Consider the following 17,405-nt stretch of genomic DNA (forward strand, 5'->3'; position numbering starts at 1 on the left):
AAGCGTGCCGGCCAGCGGCCGCCACCTATGGATGAACACGCCTGAAGGAAACCGATCAGAGCTCGCGGATCGAGATCCTGATCAACACAGTTGCTCCACGGACGGATTCACGGCGTGTCCCGCGACGGTGGGCGGCCAAGGGCCCTGCAACCAAGTCGCAGACCAGACGCCTGGCGCATCATCCATCCGCAGCAATCGCTTGCAGACACCGATATCTACGCGATGCTCCCGCCGGGCACCACACCCAAGCAAAACCCGACAGCGCTGGCCGCGCCTTGTTTCGACGCAAGCACCGCATCGGGCATCATGTGGCGATGAAGATCTATCTCGTTGGCGGCGCCGTCCGCGATGCATTGCTTGGCCAGCCGCCCGGCGACCGCGACTGGGTGGTGGTGGGCGCCGATCAGGCGCACATGCAGGCACAGGGCTTCAAGCCGGTGGGCAAGGACTTCCCGGTCTTCCTGCATCCGCGCAGCGGCGAGGAATATGCCCTTGCGCGCACCGAGCGCAAGTCCGGCCGCGGCTACCGCGGCTTCGTGGTGGATGCCGATCCATCGGTGACGCTGGAAGAAGATCTGCTGCGGCGCGACTTCACCATCAACGCCATCGCACGCGACGAAGACAGCGGCGAGCTGGTGGACCCGTACGGCGGTGCACGCGACCTGCAGGCACGGGTGCTGCGGCATGTGGGCCCGGCCTTTGTCGAAGACCCGGTGCGGGTATTGCGTGCCGCGCGCTTCATGGCGCGACTGGCGCCGCTGGGTTTCAGCCTTGCCCCGGAAACCGCGGCGCTGATGCGCGAGATGGCGGCCAGCGGCGAGCTGGACGCCCTGGTGCCCGAGCGCGTATGGCAGGAACTGCGCCGTGCACTGACCTGCGCCCGGCCCTCGGCGTTTCTGCGCACGCTGCATGAAACGCATGCGCTACGCGTGATCCTGCCGGAAATCGACGCACTGTACGGTGTGCCGCAACGCGCCGAGTTTCATCCGGAAGTGGACACCGGCGTGCATCAGGAAATGGTCAGCGACGTGGCCGCGCGGCTGGCGCCCGGCGATGCGCTGATCGGCTTTGCCGCGTTGACGCACGATCTGGGCAAGGCGCTGACACCGCCGGACCAATGGCCGCGCCACATCATGCACGAACAGCGCGGGGTCGCGCCGCTGCAGGCGCTGTGCGAACGCCTCAAGGTGCCGCAGGACCATCGTCAGCTTGCGGTCACCGCCTGCCGCGAGCATCTCAACGTGCATCGTCTGGCGGAACTGCGCGATCGCACGGTGCACGAGTTGCTGGCGCGCTGCGATGGATTCCGGCGGCCCGAACGCATCGCGCAGCTGGCGCTGGTGTGCGAGGCCGACAAGCGGGGCAGGCTGGGCAGCGCCGACATGCCGTACCCGCAAGGAGCCGAACTCACACGGCTGCACGCTGCTGCCCTGGCGATCAATGCACGCGACCTGGCAGCCGAAGGCCTGCAAGGCCCGCAGATCGGCGAAGCACTGGCCAGGGCACGCATCGCCGCGATTGCTGCTGCGCGCGGCGGCGACAGACGCGGCGGCGGCACGGAGTCTGTTGCCGCACCTTGATCGGGCGCGGCGGCGCATCAGGGGTCTGGCTGCACTCGGCGGCACGGGCCGTGCAGAGCCGGGCGGCTGCGCAACGTGACTGCGTGAGACTGTAGCGGCGCAACGGCCTTGCCGGGCTGCGTCATCGCTGGTGTGTCACTGGCTTTTGATCACGCGATGAGCCGGCCGTGACCTGCGCTCTGTGCGGCACCGACGCTGGAGCGACTGCTTCGTGCAGCCGCTCCGTCTCCATCACATCTTGAAATTCAGGCTCAGCATGAACGAGCGGCCGTTCTTGTAGATGTAGTACGGCTGGTTCTTGTTGCCGATATAGCTGTAGTAGGTTTCATCCAGCAGGTTGGTGGCCTCCAGCGCCACGCGCAGCCGCTCGGTGGCCTGGTAACCGAACGAGGCATCCACCTGGGTAAACGCATCGGTCATCTGCTGGCCGTTGAGCCGGCCAATCTGGGTGAAGTATTCCGAACGCCAGCCCAGGTTGACCCGCGCGCTCCATTTGCCCTGCTCGTAGTACGGGCTGATGTTGTAGGCGTTGCGCGAGTTGTACGGCAGGCTGTAATCGCCATCGGTGCTGGAATCGGAGTACGTGTAGTTGGCCACCACGCCGAAGCCGTTGCCGAAGTTGTGCTGCAGGTTGAGCGCCACGCCCTGCACCTTGGCATCGCCTGCATTGGTCGGCACCGAGGTCTGGTACGTGCTCGACCCACCGGTGGCGTTATTGAAGAACACCCGGTCCTGCACCGTGGTCAGGATGTAGTTGGAGATATCGCGCGAGAAGAATTCACCACTGAGCAGGCTGCTGTCGGAGAAGTACCACTCGACCGAAGCGCCCAGATTGGTCGATTCGTACGGGCTCAGGCCGGGATTGCCGGTGGACGCCGTCAGCGTGGTGTCGTCGGTGGCCACATACGGGGTCATGTTGGTGTAGCGCGGCCGTGCAATGACCTTGGAGGCGGCAAAGCGCAGCAGCAGATCGTCGCGCAGGTCATAGGCGATGTTGAAGGACGGCAACCATTTGCCATAGCTGCTGAGAAAGTTGACCGGTGTGTAGCTGCCGCCCGGTGCGTAGCTGAAACCATCGGTGGAGTCGCGCGTATGCACGTAGCGCACGCCGATATTGCCGCGATAGCGCGCGCCGGAGAAGTTGCCCTGCAGGAACCAGGCGCGGTTCTGTTCTTCGATGCTGTAGTTGCCGGCATAGCTGATCGGCAAGCCGTCATCGCCTTCCAGGCCGCTGATGTACTGGCTGATGGCGCCGCGATTGATGGTGGACCAGCGCTGCATGTCGGCGCTGGTGGACAGGCCGTCCAGGTAGCTCGATGGCGTGATGCCCGGCGAGAAATCGGCCAGCGTGCTGCCATCGTTCGGTGCCCAGGTGCGGCTGTAGGACGATTGCCCGGTGGCGTGGTTGGTGAGCTTGATGCCGGTGAGGATCTGGGTGAACGGCCCCCACTCCACCGCATGGTCGAAGTCCAGCTGCAGGTAACGCTCCTTGTCGTACTGCGGGCTATGGCTGGCCGAGGCGTTGTTGAGCTGCATCGCCGCTGCATTGGTGGGGTCGGTGCTGTAGTCCATCGCGGTGCGGCGCCCGTCGATGTTGTAGCTGTAGCCGGCCAGGTTACGGAACTGGATGCCGTAGATGCGCTCGGCACCGCCTTGTGAGCTGGTGTAGCCGACCTGGCTCGATGCATTCCAGCCATCGCCATGCCAGTCTGCACGCAGGTGGATGCTGCCGGTGGTGACATCGCTGTTGCGCAGGTAGCCATCCAGGAATGTGGTGGATTGATCGCCGAACGTCCCGGAGGTGGCCACGCCATTTTCGAAGCCCAGTGCCTGCGCATCGCCAGGGTTGGAGCCCCAGTAGCCATAGCGGCTCTGGTTATAGTTGTCGAAGCTTTCCTTGACGTACAAACCGGTCAGATTGAGCTCGAAGTCGGCATCGGGCTTCCATTGCAGCGCCGCACTGACGCCGTCGCGCTTGCGGGTCTGCTGGAACAGCGCGGTATTGATCGAGGTGGGAAACACGCCGGTGTTGTTGCCGACCACACCCGGCGGAAACCCGGCACCTGCGACGTCGTCATAGCCGAAGATCTCCACGCCGTCGCGGCGCAGGACACGCTGCGAATGCATCACCGAGGTGAGCACGCCAAGTGTCTCGTCCTGGTTCTTCCAGCTGTACAGCGCCGATGCGTTGGGTTTGCCCTCCTCGGAACGGTCGTTGTAGCCGTAGCTCACCGTGCCGGTCAGCGTATTGCGCTCCAGGTCCAGCGGCTTGCGCGTGTGTACGATCACCGTGCCGCCGATGGAGCCTTCGTCGATGCGCGCTTCCGGCGTCTTGTAGACCTCCATCAGCCCCACCACCTCCGGCGCCAGCGTGCTGTAGTTGAACGAGCGGCTATCCGGGTCGTTGGGGTCGCCGCCCCAACTGGTCGACGCGATGGTCTGGCCGTTGAGCAGCACACGGTTGAGCGCCGGATCGGTCCCCAGGATGCTGACTTTTTCGCCTTCGCCGAACTGGCGATCCACGGTGATGCCGGACAGGCGCGACAACGATTCGGCCACATTGGTATCAGGGAACTTGCCGATGTCCTCGGCGCTGATCGCGTCCACGATCGCGTCGGCATTGCGCTTGACGTTGAGCGCCTTGCCCAGGCTGGCCTGGTAGCCCACCACCTTGATTTCGTCCAGGGTGGAGACCGCAGGATTGGCGGGCGGCTGTTGTTGTCCAGCAGCCGTTGCGGGCTGCGATGGTGCGGGCTGCTGCTGCGCAGATGCAGGGAGCGCCAGCGCGCCACTCAGTGCGGCGCCCCCGATCAACAGTGCGCGGACCGCAACGCCCAATGGCGCGCGTTGCGGCGATTGCCTGCGCGCCGCAGTGCGCGCAGGCGCGCCTGCGCCCTGCATCGGGCCGGCGATCGCAGTGATTGTTGGTACACGATTAGCGGGGACAGTGGACAGCGCCGAAGCGCAACGATCATGCGCGGGGATCGGCTGCGCGGCAGTGGTGCAGATTGAGTCGACAGACAACGACAACAAACGGGGAAACAGCATTGCATTGACCTCGTGGCGGAGACGTCAGGCCGCAACCGATGGGTTGCACTGGAGCGCGGCGCGCGCGGTGCTGCACTCCGTCCCCTGCGCCGGAATGCAAGCAATGACCCACACGCGCAGTCCGCGTGCAGATCGGACTACCAGACCGCAGCATGGGCGGCTGGCAATGAAGTGACCGAATTGAACAGGCTCCTGTTCGCTGACAACGTTATCAGCGAAGGTGCCTTCCGACAGCGGCGCTGTCAACCAATGCTCGGAGATGCCTGGATTTGTGCGAAATACGCTGTGGTCGCCGTCGATAATAGAATAGCAGCGTGACCTGTATCGCAGTCCGGACGCTGCACATGTAGACCATTGCGCCAGACAGCGTGACGCAGAAATGCTGCGCGGTGAAATGTTGCGATGCAAGACACGGTGGTTGCGTGGTGAGGTACGCGCGTTGATGTCTCACTCAATAGTTTCGGCTCGCCACGCCTAACACTATGCAAGCGTGGAATGCTCGCCATGGCACCGGTACCCACCTGTTGCGGTCATGACAAGCGATTCGCATCGATTCGTTTGCGCAAGCTTCCGCGGAAGGTCGCCTCTCCGCACGCACCATGCACTCATCACACAGATGCTGCTGCGATCACCTGTTGACGGGTATTGGCATCAATGCGTTTGCGCGCATCGCTGCGTCCGCAGCCACTGCGCCGCCGCAGCGACGGCATCGACCTGCGGGTCCAGCACCACGTCCGGTTGCAATGCGCCATCCAGACGCTGTGCATTGCGGTCCTGCGTCGCAGTGCTGGCAATTGCAAGAACACCACCACCGGGCAGATCGACCGAGCGATTGCCGGTGGTCTGCCCCGCACTCGGCTGGCCGAAACTGCGCGTTGCCGGGCGGCCACGGAACGCGATGGCGACCATTTCGCCTGCGCTGGCCGTGTGTGGCCCGATCAGCAGGGCTACCGGACGCTCGGTTTGCGATGCGTGCGCGCCGGCAGTCGGCCTCGCATGCCAGGGCGTCTGCTGCCCTGCTGAGTCGACGAAGTACCCGAGTGACTGATCACCCAGCAACGATTGCAACCCGTTGACCATCGGCCACATCGTGCCGCCGGTGTTCTGTCGCAGATCGATGACCCATCCGCAGCGCGCTTGCGATGCCATGCTATCCAGCGCGGCGGCTAGCGCGCGTTGATAGGCACCCCTCACGTCACTGGAAGAGGTCATCAGGCCGGTCACCTCGACATAGCCCACATCCGGTTGCAGCAAGCGTGCCTGCACTGCGGGTCGCGCGGCAGCGCGCGCCTCCGCCTGGCGCCGCGCCGTGGGGCGTGTCAGGAAGCTGTGGCCGTCATCGAGCTCGGCGATCAGTGCGTCAATGGCGACATACGCGTCAGCTTCGCGCATGTCTGCGGCCTGCGCGCGCAGCTGTGGCTCGCGGGTGGCCCAGTCGATGCGCGTGCGCTGCAATGCGTGGTCACGGATGGCCGGGATGGCGACGTCGAGGATCGCGGCCGCCGATGCAGCGTCAACGCTGGCTTGCGGCGTCAGCCGCAAGCCAGTCACCTCAACCGCACCATCCCCTCGCAGCACCACGCCGACGGCCAATCGATTTGCTTGCGAGGGAATCTGCATCGCAATGCGACGCTGTGCCTGAGCACTGCCACTCACCCGATCAGCCTGCGAGGTTTCGAATGCCAAGACCTTGCCCTGCGCATCAACTGCCCGCATCCACAGGTTTGCACCCTGCATCGCTTGAGATGCGTGCAAAAGGCCATCCAGCGCCAACGACTGACCACGCAGCGGCAGGGCATCGAGATGTACGGCCACCGCACCAAACGCCGCCGTGCGCTTGGCACCGGCGGTCAGACGCAGCCGGGCGCCCTTGGACGCCTGCACATCCCCCTGCGCTACCTCCAATTGGTAGTCCGTGCCGCCGGCAACCAGCCGCCAGGGGGCCGCCGCTGCAGCGGTCGCGTGCATGCAGAACAGCAAACACCCCGCCAGCCACCAGCGCATCCGTGCGTTGCTCATCGGTACTGCCTTGTCCTTGCGTTGATCGCGACTCTAGCAGCAGCGGCGTGCCCAGGGTGGATGGCAACGCCAGCCAGGCGCAGCGACTATGATTCAGGCGCTGATCCGCACGCAACCAGGGCACCGCAACCCGTCTGAACGGATGCCCGGCAGGCGGATCGGCGCTGCTGTCATGACAGCAGTGCCTGGACGAACAGGCCGGCGAGCAAAGACGCGCCGACGTCAGCACTATGCCCGGAAAGGCCAGACCTCATTGCCACCGGCAGACACAGTCAATGGGATGCACCTGCCCGAAAGCAGAGGCAACCATCATGCGTAGCGTCAGTCGCGCCGCCCGGCGACCCAGGTACCGAGCACCTGCACATCTGCATCCACCAGCACCAGGTCGGCCTGGTAACCGGGTGCGATGCGTCCCAGGCGGTCGCCCAGGCCGATGCATTGCGCCGGATACGTGGACGCCATGCGTGCGGCTTCGGCCAGATCCACGCCCAACCAGCGCACGCTGTTGCGCACGGCGGCGGCCATGTCCAGCGCCGAGCCAGCAAGAGCGCCGTCGGCATTGCGTACCACCCCATCCACCGCAGTGATGGTTTCGCCGTACAGGTCGAAGCTGGGGCTGTCGCTGCCGACCATCGGCATGGCGTCGGTGACCAGCAGCACCTTGCCGCGCGGTTTGGCCGCCAGGGCAACGCGCAGGCTGGCCGGATGCACGTGCACGCCATCGACGATGACGCCGCACCACACATTGGGGTCTTCCAGCGCCGCGCCGACTGCGTTGGGCTCGCGTCCGGCCAGTTGCGACATCGCGTTGTAGACGTGGGTAAAACCACTGACGCCGGCCGCAATCCCGTCGCGTGCCTGCTCATAGGTCGCCGCGGTGTGGCCGGCGAACACGATCGCGCCGCCGGCAACGAAGGCACGGATATCGTCCAGCGGCACGCGCTCGGGCGCGAGCGTGATCAGGGTGACGCCGTTGTCCAGCGAGGTGTCGACCGCAATCTCGTGCGCATCCGGCACACGGAACTTGTGCGCGTCGTGCGTGCCCTTGCGCGCGGGGCTGAGGTACGGGCCTTCCAGATGGATACCGAGCACGCCGGGCACGCCTTGAGCGATGGCTTGACGCGTTGCATCGATCGCTTCGGCCATCACCTCGGCAGTGTCGCTGATCAGCGTGGGCAGCATGCCGGTGGTGCCGAAGCGGCGATGCGCCGCGGCGATCGTGGCCAATGCCTGCGGGTCGCGTGCATTGTTGAACAACACCCCGCCACCGCCATTGACCTGGATGTCGATGAAGCCAGGCAACAAGGTGGCGCCGCCCAGATCCACGCGCGTGTGCGCCTGCGCCACGCGTGCATCATCGGCCGGCACGATCGCCTGGATCTGCGCACCGTCCAGCAATACGGCCAGGCCATCCTGCAGGCCGTCGTCGGTGAGTACGCGTGCGTTGCATAATGCCTGAGTGCGGGAAGCATCCATGTTCAAACGGTTTCCGTAACCTTGTTCAAGTGCGGCGGCAGGTCGGGATTATGGCCGCGCTGCAGCGCCAGCGCATTGATCGCGCGGTAGAAGCTCTGCACGGTGAGCAGCGGTGCGCAGGCAGGATGCACGGCGTCGGCCAGCGGCAGATCGCCATCGGGCGCCGCCAGCCACACCTGCGCACCGCGTGCGCGGAATTCTTCGGCCAGCGCGCGGGTGCCGGCGCCGGTTTCATCCGGCTGCGCGAACACCAGCACCGGGAAGCCCGGGCCCACCAGCGCCATCGGGCCATGCTTGACCTCGGCCGAGCTGTAGGCTTCGGCATGCAGGCCGCAGGTTTCCTTGAACTTCAAGGCCGCTTCCTGCGCCGCGCCCAGGCCCAGGCCGCGGCCCAGCACGAACAGGTTATGCGCGGGCGTCAAACCGGTGGTCAGTGCCGACCAATCGGCCTGCCAGGCACTGCGCAGTTGCTGCGGCAACGCATCCACCGCCGCGAGCAGGGCCGGGTCGTTCTTCCACACGGCGCCCAATTGCAGCACCGCGGCCAGCGAGGCGAGATAGCTCTTGGTGGCGGCCACGCTTTTTTCCGGGCCGGCGCCGAGCGGGATCACCACCTCGGCCAGCTGCGCCAGCGGCGAATCTTCCACGTTGACCAGGGCAACCACGCGCGCGCCGGCGGACTTGGCCGCTTCGGCATTGCGCAGCAGGTCCGGGCTCTTGCCCGATTGCGAAATCACGATATACAGCGCGCCGCGCAACTGCAGCGGCGCTGCATAGACCGAGCCCACCGAGGGCGATGCAGAGGCCGTCACGATGCCGAGTTGGGTTTCGAACAGATACTTGGCGTAGGTTGCGGCGTGATCGGAACTGCCGCGCGCGCAGGTCACCACGAACGGTGGGGGGTTGTCGCGCAGCGACTGCGCAAGCGCGGCAACGGTGTCGGCATTACGGGCGAACTGTGCGGCGACCACGTCGGCGGTCTGCGCCGCCTCGCGGAACATCAAGGTGTCGGTTTCGGTGGGAAGGCTCATCGTGGCTCAGGCGGATTCGGGGGGGAGGGGTTTGCCGGTGGATGCAGGCGCCGGTGCGGTGGAGCCGCGCACCACCAGCTGCGGCACGAAGCCGCGGTTCTGCAATTGCGCGGGCTGGTCGTCGTAGGCATCGCTGCGCAACTGGCTGATCAACAAGCGTGCGGCATGCCGCGCGATGTCTTCGGTGGCCTGCTTGGCGGTGGTCAATGCCGGCCACGACTGGCGCGAGAACGGGCTGTCTTCGAAGCCGGCGATGGACAGCTGGTACGGCACGTTCATGCCGGTGGACTTGGCCGCCGCCAGTACGCCGGCGGCGATTTCGTCGTTGCTGCCGAAGATGGCCGTGGGCGGTTCGCGCAGCGACAACAGCCGACGCGCACCACGGAAGCCATCGTCGAAGGTGTAGTCGCCGGGAATCACCAGGTGCTTGTCCAGGTTAATGCCGTAGTCCTTCAACGCCGCTTCGTAGCCGGCGTAGCGCTCGCCGCTGGAGCGGTGCTGCGGGCCGCCCCATAGAAAACCGATGCGTTGATGGCCGAGCTGGATCAGATGCTCGGTGATTTCATACGCGGCATCGCGGTCGTCGATGTAGACGCACGGGCCATCGCCAGGGTCTTCGGTGGAGGCGATGATGCGCACGCTCTTGATGCCGCGCGCGGCCAGGCCGGCGAGCAGTTCCGGGCGCTCGGACATCGGCGCGGTCAACACCACGCCGGCCAGACGCGAGCGCTGCACCCATTCGGCCAGTTCTTCGGCCAGCAGCGGCGAGGTGGAATCGCAGGGATGGATCTGCAGGCCGAAGCCGGTTTCGCGGCAGGCGGCCAGCACGCCGTTCTGGATGCCGATGATGTGGTACGGGTTGGGGTTGTCGTAGACCAGGCCGATCACGAACGGCGTGCCGCTGCGCAGGTTGCGCGCCGACGGGTCGGGTTCGTAGTCGAGGTCGGCAATGGCACGCAGTACGCGTGCACGCGTGGCCTGCATTACCGAGGGCTCGTTGTTGATCACCCGCGACACGGTCTTCAACGAGACCTTGGCGCGCTCGGCGACGTCTTTGATGGTGGGCCTGCGCATGGGTGTGCCTTGTTCGTCGGAACGCATCATGCCGGCGGGTTCACTTGGCCTGGGCCGGCAGGCCCACGCGGTGACCGCGCAGCGAATAAAACAGGATGTACAGATAGCACGGCACCATCAGCGCAGCGAACACGACCTGGAAGTCGTAGTGCTGCTTGAGAATGGCGAACAGCTGCGGAATGATCGCGCCGCCGGCAATACCCATCACCAGCAGTGCCGAGCCGATTTCGGTGAAGCGGCCCAGCCCGCGAATGGCCAGCGGAAAGATCGCCGGCCACATCATCGCGTTGGCAAACCCAAGCGCAGCCACGAAGCCCACCGACACGTAGCCGTGGGTGAGCAAGGCGCCCAGCGAGAACAGCACACCCAGCACCGCCGACACGCTCAGGTAACGCGCCTGCGAAATGACGTTGGGGATCAGCACCAGGCCAGCGATGTAGCCCAGCAACATCGCGCCCAGCGTGTAGGAGGTGAACAGCTTGGTGCTGTCCAATGGAAGATCGAAGCCGTGGCCGTAGGTGCCGATGGCATCGCCGGCCATCACTTCCACACCCACGTAGACGAACAGGCACAGCACGCCCAGCCACAGGTGCGGGAACTGGAAGATGCTGGATTTCTGCACGCCGGCCGCGCTGCCGGGCGTGGCATTGGCTTCGGAGGCCTTGAGCTCGGGCAGCGGCGAGAACAGCACGCCGATGGCCAGCACCAGCAACACCCCGGACATCACCAGATATGGCGCGTGGATCTTGGCCGCGAATGCGGTGAGCAACTGTTCCTTGGCGGCCGGCGTGGCGCTGGCCACCTGCGCGGACAGATCGCCGATGCCATGCAGCACCAGCGAGCCGATCAGGATCGGCGCCAGGATGCCGGCGATCTTGTTGCAGATGCCCATCAGCGCGATGCGGCGCGCGGCGCTTTCGATCGGCCCCAGAATGCTGATGTAGGGGTTGATCGCGGTCTGCAGCAAGGCCAGGCCGCTACCGATCACGAACAGCCCTGCCAACGCGCCGGGATACCAGCGCTGCGTGGCGAACTGGCCGAAGCCGGCCGCGCCCACCGCCATCACCACCAGGCTCAGCGCCAGGCCTTTCTTCATGCCGGTGCGCTTGAGAATCCACGACGAGGGCAAGGCCAGAAAGAAGTACGACAGGTAGAACACCATCAGCACCAGAAATGCGTTGACCTCGTTGAGATCGAACGCCAGCCGCACGAAGGTGATCAGCGGCCCGTTGATCCAGGTAAAAAAGCCGATGATGAAAAACAGCACGCCGACGATGGCGATCGAGACAACGGGATTTGCGGGCCTGGCGGTAGTCATGGATCGGCGGGCTCTGAGGTTGTCGTGGGGGATGCCGTCGGCGTCAGCGGCGCAGTTCGGCGACGAAATCGTAGAAGTCGTTGTGGCAATAGGTGTCGGTCAATTCAATCGCGCTGCCATCGCGGGCATAGCCCACGCGCACCACGTGCAGGATCGCCTCGCCGGTCTTCATGCGCAGGTGTTCGGCCAGCCGCGCCGGCAGATTGATCGCGCGGAAATACTGCAGCGCGCGCACCACCGGCGTGCCCTGCGCGTCCAGGTAGCTATACAGCGAATCGCCAATCTGCTGCGGGTCGGCGACGATGCGTTGCGGCAGCACCGCGTGCTCGTAGGCCATGACGCGGTCGTCGGCGCTGCGCAAGCGCGTGAGCGAGGCCACCGCCGCATCCGGCGACAATCCCAGTCGCAGGATTTCTTCGCCGTGTGCCGGGCGCAACCGCCGCTCCAGCCAGCGCGTGCCGGGCTCGTAGCCCTTGATGCGCAGCGTTTCGCTGAAGCTGGTGAGGCCACTGAGCTGATGCTGGATCTGGGTGGTGACGAAGGTGCCGGCGCCCTGCCGGCGCGAGACCAGGCCTTGTTCGACGAGCACATCCACCGCCTGGCGCAGGGTCACCCGCGAGATCTGCAGGCGCTCGCACAGCTGGCGCTCGGCCGGCAGCGCCTCGCCGGCCTTCCATTGCCCGCCACGGATGGCGTCAGTGAGCTTCCCTGCCAACTGCAGGTACAGCGGGGTCGGCGCGGATGCGTCCAGCTGCAGGTCGTCCAGTCGCTTGTCGGCATCCGCCTTGGCCTTGGCCATTGTTGAATCCTGCCCGCCCAATTCGATAGGTCCAATATAGTACCAATCGACGCCAGCGCACCAGCCCTGCCCCTGGCTGGTCCGACAGAGTGGTTTCGGTCCGCGGCGGCCAGGCATCGCCGCACCTGGCGCAATGAACTGCTGATTACGGCGCGGTGGGTCCGTGGTCTGCCTTTTCGGTGCCTGTTTCGGGATCGGCGAGCGGGACGAAGGGCGAGGCGCGGCCGTACATCGCCGCATTCGGATCAGACCAATTTCAGATCGCCAGGGGCGCCCTGCCCTGCAGGTGCTGACCATGCGATCCAAAGCGCAGTGGATGGTCAGGCAGCGGGATGACCCAAGCCTGCGCGTGATCTACAACTGCCCCTGATCCAGCCGGACCAGCGAGCGTTCCGGGGTCCGGGTAAAGCCGAGCAGTTGCAACCCCAGTTGCAGGGCGCTGTCGCTGCCGGGGTCGACCTGGGTGCGCCACTGCCATTGGCCATCGCGCTGCAGGCGCAGCTCTGCGCCGAGCTGGACGCCTGCCGGCAGGCCATCGTCGGGCGTCAGCGTCAACACCACGGCATCGTCCACGCAGCGCGGGGTACCACGCAGCCGCAGGGACAGCACGCCGGCGGCCGCGCCGCCGTCGTTGGGGATCACCTGCACGGCGACGTCGCCACCGGCCTGCAGGCAGTGGCTGGCATCGAAGACCGCACGCACGGCGCGCAGGTCGATCGCCAGGTCCAGCAGCTGCACGCCGCCCGGCGTACGCAGCAGCAGGCGCCCGCTGGCCTGCTCCACGCCGTGCCGTGCCCCCTGCACGGCAACCAGCTGCGCAGTGGCCGAGCGCAGCTGCACCTGGCGCTCGCCGCGCAGCAGGGGTAGCGGGCGCAGGTGCACGTCCACATCGCCCACCTCCAGCGTATTCCAGGTCACCCCACGCAAGCTGCCGTTCCAGATCGAGCCTTGCGCTTCGAGTGCGGCAAACGGCAGCGTGTCGACAGGCAGCACCAGGCGCAGCGGCAGGGTGGCGATCACGCCCGCCACCAGCAGCACACCGCTCAGCAGCATCCAGCGCACCACCCTCACGGTGCGATGCCCGTCAGGCGGCAACGCACCTGCAGCTGGCCGTCGTGCCGCCGGATGTCCAGCCCGGCTGGCGTCACGCCGTCGCGCTGGCGCAGCTGCTCCAGCCAGGCGAACAAGGTGGGGCCGGCAACGGCATCGATCTGCAATTCAAGCGCACCTGTAGGACCGCGACGTTGCTGGGTGATGAGGATGCCGGCCTCCTGCGCACGTTGCACGATACCTGCAAGCGGGACTGCGGCCACTGTAGCGCTGGGCTGTGAGGCACGCGCAATGAGCAGCGCCGCTGCGGCCTGGTCGTAACGCGCTTGCGCGCTGAGGCGCCAGTGGCGCAACGGCACCAGCAGCGCATACCACGCGATGAACGCCGCGATCGCAAGCAGCATGACCGTCAGCATGATGCGCTCGCGTGGCGCACGCGCCTGCCACCACGGATGCATGCGTTGCAGTGCGCTCATCGTGGCGGCTCCAGTTCAAGAGGGGTCTGCATGCGGTCGTCCTGGGTCTGGCTGGTGCCGGGCCGCAGTTGCCAGCCGGCACGGCTGAGCGGAGCGGTGATGTGTTCAAGTTGCGCGGCATCGCTATGCAACACCGTGACGCGCAAGGGCCTGCCATCTTGATAGACAAGCGCATCCAACGCTGCGCCAGGCACGGCATCGACTGCGGCGAACAGCGCCGCGAGCTGCGCGGCGAATGCACCCGGTTGATTCGCACCTCGTGCCGCGGTCGAGGCACCGCGCCTGCCGCTGTCGGCGGTGGCGCCGGGCAGCTGCGCGACGGCTCGCTGCAGTCGCTGCGCGCCGATCTCGTAACGCAGGTTCTGGGCAAGCATGAGCAGCACGGGCGAGACCAGCAGTAGCCCGGACAGCCAGGCCAGCATGCGCCGGCTACCGCGTGCGCGTTGTGGCGTTGGCACGGCAAAGCCCTGCTGACGCAGATTGATCGGCACGCTTGCGGCGTGTCGGGCGAAGTGCGCGATGGCGTGCTGCGGGTCTTCCTGCGGTGATTGCGGTGCCTGCGGCAGTGCTGCAAGCAGCACGGCCGCCAGCGATGGTTCCAGGCTGCAGGCCAGGCGCCTGCCGCGCATCAACCAACGGCCGTCCCAGCCCACCAGCGTGAGCGGCTGACCGGGCGCTGCCTCCGGCAGCAGCAGGCAGTCCGGTGCCACGCAATCGGGCACGATGCCCAAGGCGGCAGCACGCTCCAGCCAGTGCCGCATGATGTCTGCATCCACGGCCGCCACCAGGCGTTCGCCATCGCTGTCTGCTTGGTCGGCAATGACCACGTGCAACGCCTGCCCGTCGACCGCCAGGTGCTCGGCCAGTTGCAGGCGTGCCGCAGCCACCGATTGCGCAATGCTGCGCCCGGGCACACGCATCCAGCGCAGATGCACATCCGCGCCGGGCACCACCAGCACCGTCTGCGTGGCAGCGGCGGGCTGCTCGCTCCCTACCGCGTGCAACCTCGCGTTCCCGTGCGCATCCACGTGCAGCCGTGTGAGCGGCGCAGCTGCATCGGCTGGCAGCAATGCCAGGGTGATACTCATTGGTCGGAACTCCATTGACGCGCCACCAACCGCACGCGGCCGGCAGGATCCTGCTGCAACAAGGCCTCCAGCATGATCTGCGCCCCGGCGTGGTCGACCTGGCTGAAGAGCGAAAAGTACGCAGTGCGCAGTTCGATCTGCTGGTACACCTCATCCGGCAGCGACACCTGCAGCAATGCCGGTGCGCTCCAGAACACCGCCGCATCGCGCCAGCCACCAGTCGGCCGCGCCGCAATCACGCGACGTGCGGCCGGCAGGCCCAGTGCGCCTTCGGTCAGCGCCACCAGCACCGGCGCATCCTGCAGGCGCAGCGTGTTGACGTTGATCGGCGACAGGCGTCCTTCCGGCAGCGCACACACGTACGGCTGCAGTTGCGCGACCAGTTGCGGCGTGTAACCGACGATGGCACGCAGTTCGCTGACGCCTGCCAGCAAGGTCGCACCGGTACGCAGGGGCACGGCGGCCTGCAGGTAGCGGTCGTCTTCGGCCCCTTGCGGGCCGGGCTGCGCGTCGCTGTCGATCCAGTCCACCAGCGCATCGGTCAGCGCCTGCGCCTGTTGCGGCGCGATGCCCAGCACTTCGAGCAAGGCGCGATATTGACGTGCACCTTCATCGCTGCGCTGCCATTGCTCGGGCGCACCGACGACCACGCTGTTGAGATTGAAGCAGCCGCCGCGGTCGCGCAGGCGCACGCTCACGGCACCGTCGTCCAACGGAAAGCGGACCGGCTGGTCGTTCCAGCCGCCGTCCAGGGTGGTGCGCAGCGGATCGCGCTTTGCCATGGCCTGCAACCGTTGCCGCGCGACGGTCTCGCTCCCCAGTGCGTACCACTGCGCCTGCGTCATCGCCTCGCCATTGCCGCTACGACGCAAGCCGAAGCGCAGATCGTCCAGCACGGCGGCCATCAGCAAGGTCATCACTGCAACCAGCAGCAACACCGTGAGCAAGGCCGCGCCCCGTTGCCTGGCGGGGACGTGCAGCGCACTCATGTGCGCCCCTCCGGCAGCAGGAACAGCTGGCGCACCCGCCCCCAATGTTCCAGCTCCAGCTCCAGCGCGACCGCATCCGGCACCGCTTCCAGCCCGCCGCTCCAGCCATCGCTCCACTGCGCGCGGTAATGGAACGCCACCACTGCCGAGCGCACACCGCGCAACAGCACTTGCGGCGTGCCGGCCCCTGCGCCGTCGAGCGCAGGGCGTGCGCTGCGCTCCAGCCGCCCATCCACCACGCGGTATTCCACGTATTGCAGCGACGCACGCGGCAACCGATCGGGGTTGCTCCAGCCACGCCGCACGAAGCCGAACAACGGCCCCTGCGTCCCCGGCGCGCTTGCGACAAATGCGCTGCGGGCGGCACCGCCCTCGCTGTTGCGGGTGCGGCGCACCGCCGCCTGTTGCAGGTCGCTGCGCAGCAGGCCATGCATGAGTTGGAAATCGCGAATCTGCTGCAGCCGCGCGCGCACGGCATCGCGCTGATCGATGCTCTGCCGCATCACCACCACCGCCGCTGCGGCCACCAGCGCGAATACCGCCAGAGCCACCAGCAGTTCGATCAAGGTGAAGCCGCGCGTGCGCTGCCTGCGGATCATTCGACACTCCGCAGCACACTCAGGCTGGCGACTTCCTGCGCCTGGCCTGCGGCGCGCACGCGCACTTCGATCCGCAACAGGCCTGCGGCGCCGGCCGGCATCGACTGGCGTTGCCACTCCCAGCGGCGATCGCCGAGCACTGCCTGCCCGTTCGCCGGTGCGCGTACGGCAGCAGCGGGCGCCAGCATCGCTTCGATCGCCTGATTTTCCGCCACCACCGCAGCCAATGCACGCTCTTCCAGCACCACCGCCGTGCGAGTGCTCTCGCCGGACAGATTCAACAGACCGACCACGGCCATCCCGAAGATCGCCAGCGCGACCATCAGTTCGAGCAGCGAAAATCCGCCCGATGCGCGTGGCTCAGCGAGGGGGCGCATCGACCTGCACCACACCGGCGGCATCCACCACCACCTGCATCTGCTGCCGCCCATCCCCCAATGCGATGCGTTGCGGCGTGGCCGCGCCGGTGGGATCGAAACGCACGCTCAGTCGCTCGCTGCCGGCAGGCAACTGCGCCTGGATGCCGTCCGGCCAGCGCATGGCTGCGAACGGCGTTTCATCCAGCGCGATCCAGCGCTGCTGCGCCTGGCGACGGAACGCATAGCCGCCGGCATCGATACTGACCTCCACCATGCGCAAACTCATGATCGCCTCATCGCGTGCCTGCATCAGCGCGCTGGCCAGCGTATCGGCGTGATCGTGCAGATTGCGCTGCGTACTGGGCAACGTCATCACCACCAGCGTGCTGGCAAGCGCGGTGATCACCAGTACCGCGAGCACTTCGAGCAGGGTAAAGCCGCGTGCGTGCGTTGGCGCCGCGCGCATTTGCGTGCACATGGATGCTCGCTGTGCAGTGGC

15 protein-coding genes are annotated in these 17,405 nt (G+C 66.5%); 1 reads left to right on the plus strand and 14 read right to left on the minus strand.

What is annotated here, in order from left to right; translation table 11 throughout:
* The first annotated feature begins 314 nt into the window (after positions 1-314).
* Positions 315-1,580 carry a multifunctional CCA addition/repair protein gene (locus OZ10_RS13830; protein ID WP_039415170.1) on the plus strand — a complete coding sequence of 422 codons (1,266 nt, stop codon included), beginning with the start codon at positions 315-317 and terminating at the stop codon, positions 1,578-1,580.
* 231 nt (positions 1,581-1,811) lie between these two features.
* Here OZ10_RS13830 and OZ10_RS13835 read toward each other — a convergent pair whose 3' ends face one another.
* The 14 genes from OZ10_RS13835 to OZ10_RS13900 form a co-directional block, all read right to left on the minus strand.
* Entirely contained in the window at positions 1,812-4,418 is a 2,607-nt protein-coding gene (locus OZ10_RS13835) for a TonB-dependent receptor (RefSeq protein ID WP_425598952.1), read from the minus strand.
* A gap of 861 nt (positions 4,419-5,279) precedes the next feature.
* A complete protein-coding gene (locus tag OZ10_RS13840; protein WP_202903016.1) occupies positions 5,280-6,647 on the minus strand; it encodes a S41 family peptidase in 1,368 nt (455 codons plus the stop codon).
* 321 nt (positions 6,648-6,968) lie between these two features.
* Positions 6,969-8,123 carry an N-acetylglucosamine-6-phosphate deacetylase gene (gene nagA, locus OZ10_RS13845; protein ID WP_039414032.1) on the minus strand — a complete coding sequence of 385 codons (1,155 nt, stop codon included), beginning with the start codon at positions 8,121-8,123 and terminating at the stop codon, positions 6,969-6,971.
* 2 nt (positions 8,124-8,125) lie between these two features.
* Positions 8,126-9,154 carry an SIS domain-containing protein gene (locus OZ10_RS13850; protein ID WP_039414035.1) on the minus strand — a complete coding sequence of 343 codons (1,029 nt, stop codon included), beginning with the start codon at positions 9,152-9,154 and terminating at the stop codon, positions 8,126-8,128.
* Positions 9,155-9,160: 6 nt separating this feature from the next.
* Positions 9,161-10,228 (minus strand): LacI family DNA-binding transcriptional regulator, encoded by a 1,068-nt coding sequence (locus OZ10_RS13855; RefSeq protein WP_039414088.1) that lies wholly within the window; start codon positions 10,226-10,228, stop codon positions 9,161-9,163.
* A 40-nt stretch (positions 10,229-10,268) separates the two neighbouring features.
* The gene (locus OZ10_RS13860) at positions 10,269-11,546 is read right to left on the minus strand and encodes a sugar MFS transporter (RefSeq protein ID WP_039414038.1); all 1,278 of its coding nucleotides are present in this window, start codon (positions 11,544-11,546) and stop codon (positions 10,269-10,271) included.
* A gap of 43 nt (positions 11,547-11,589) precedes the next feature.
* Entirely contained in the window at positions 11,590-12,312 is a 723-nt protein-coding gene (locus OZ10_RS13865; RefSeq protein WP_184390039.1) for a GntR family transcriptional regulator, read from the minus strand.
* 387 nt (positions 12,313-12,699) lie between these two features.
* Positions 12,700-13,407 (minus strand): type II secretion system protein N, encoded by a 708-nt coding sequence (gspN, locus tag OZ10_RS13870; protein WP_202903017.1) that lies wholly within the window; start codon positions 13,405-13,407, stop codon positions 12,700-12,702.
* Positions 13,408-13,412: 5 nt separating this feature from the next.
* The gene (gspM, locus tag OZ10_RS13875; protein ID WP_039565448.1) at positions 13,413-13,871 is read right to left on the minus strand and encodes a type II secretion system protein GspM; all 459 of its coding nucleotides are present in this window, start codon (positions 13,869-13,871) and stop codon (positions 13,413-13,415) included.
* Positions 13,868-14,959 carry a type II secretion system protein GspL gene (gene gspL / locus OZ10_RS13880; RefSeq protein WP_039565450.1) on the minus strand — a complete coding sequence of 364 codons (1,092 nt, stop codon included), beginning with the start codon at positions 14,957-14,959 and terminating at the stop codon, positions 13,868-13,870. The genes gspM and gspL overlap by 4 nt, the downstream gene beginning before the upstream one ends.
* Positions 14,956-15,948 carry a type II secretion system minor pseudopilin GspK gene (gspK, locus tag OZ10_RS13885; RefSeq protein WP_039414050.1) on the minus strand — a complete coding sequence of 331 codons (993 nt, stop codon included), beginning with the start codon at positions 15,946-15,948 and terminating at the stop codon, positions 14,956-14,958. Before gspK ends, gspL begins: the two co-directional genes overlap by 4 nt.
* Positions 15,945-16,547 (minus strand): type II secretion system minor pseudopilin GspJ, encoded by a 603-nt coding sequence (gene gspJ, locus OZ10_RS13890; protein WP_039414053.1) that lies wholly within the window; start codon positions 16,545-16,547, stop codon positions 15,945-15,947. Before gspJ ends, gspK begins: the two co-directional genes overlap by 4 nt.
* Complete coding sequence (gene gspI, locus OZ10_RS13895) at positions 16,544-16,924, minus strand: type II secretion system minor pseudopilin GspI (protein WP_039414056.1); 381 nt, start codon at positions 16,922-16,924, stop codon at positions 16,544-16,546. Before gspI ends, gspJ begins: the two co-directional genes overlap by 4 nt.
* Positions 16,908-17,372, minus strand: coding sequence for a GspH/FimT family pseudopilin (locus tag OZ10_RS13900; protein ID WP_039414059.1), 465 nt, complete (start codon positions 17,370-17,372; stop codon positions 16,908-16,910). Before OZ10_RS13900 ends, gspI begins: the two co-directional genes overlap by 17 nt.
* Positions 17,373-17,405 lie beyond the last annotated feature (33 nt).

This window comes from Xanthomonas cannabis pv. cannabis (genome assembly GCF_000802365.1).
GTDB lineage: Bacteria > Pseudomonadota > Gammaproteobacteria > Xanthomonadales > Xanthomonadaceae > Xanthomonas > Xanthomonas cannabis.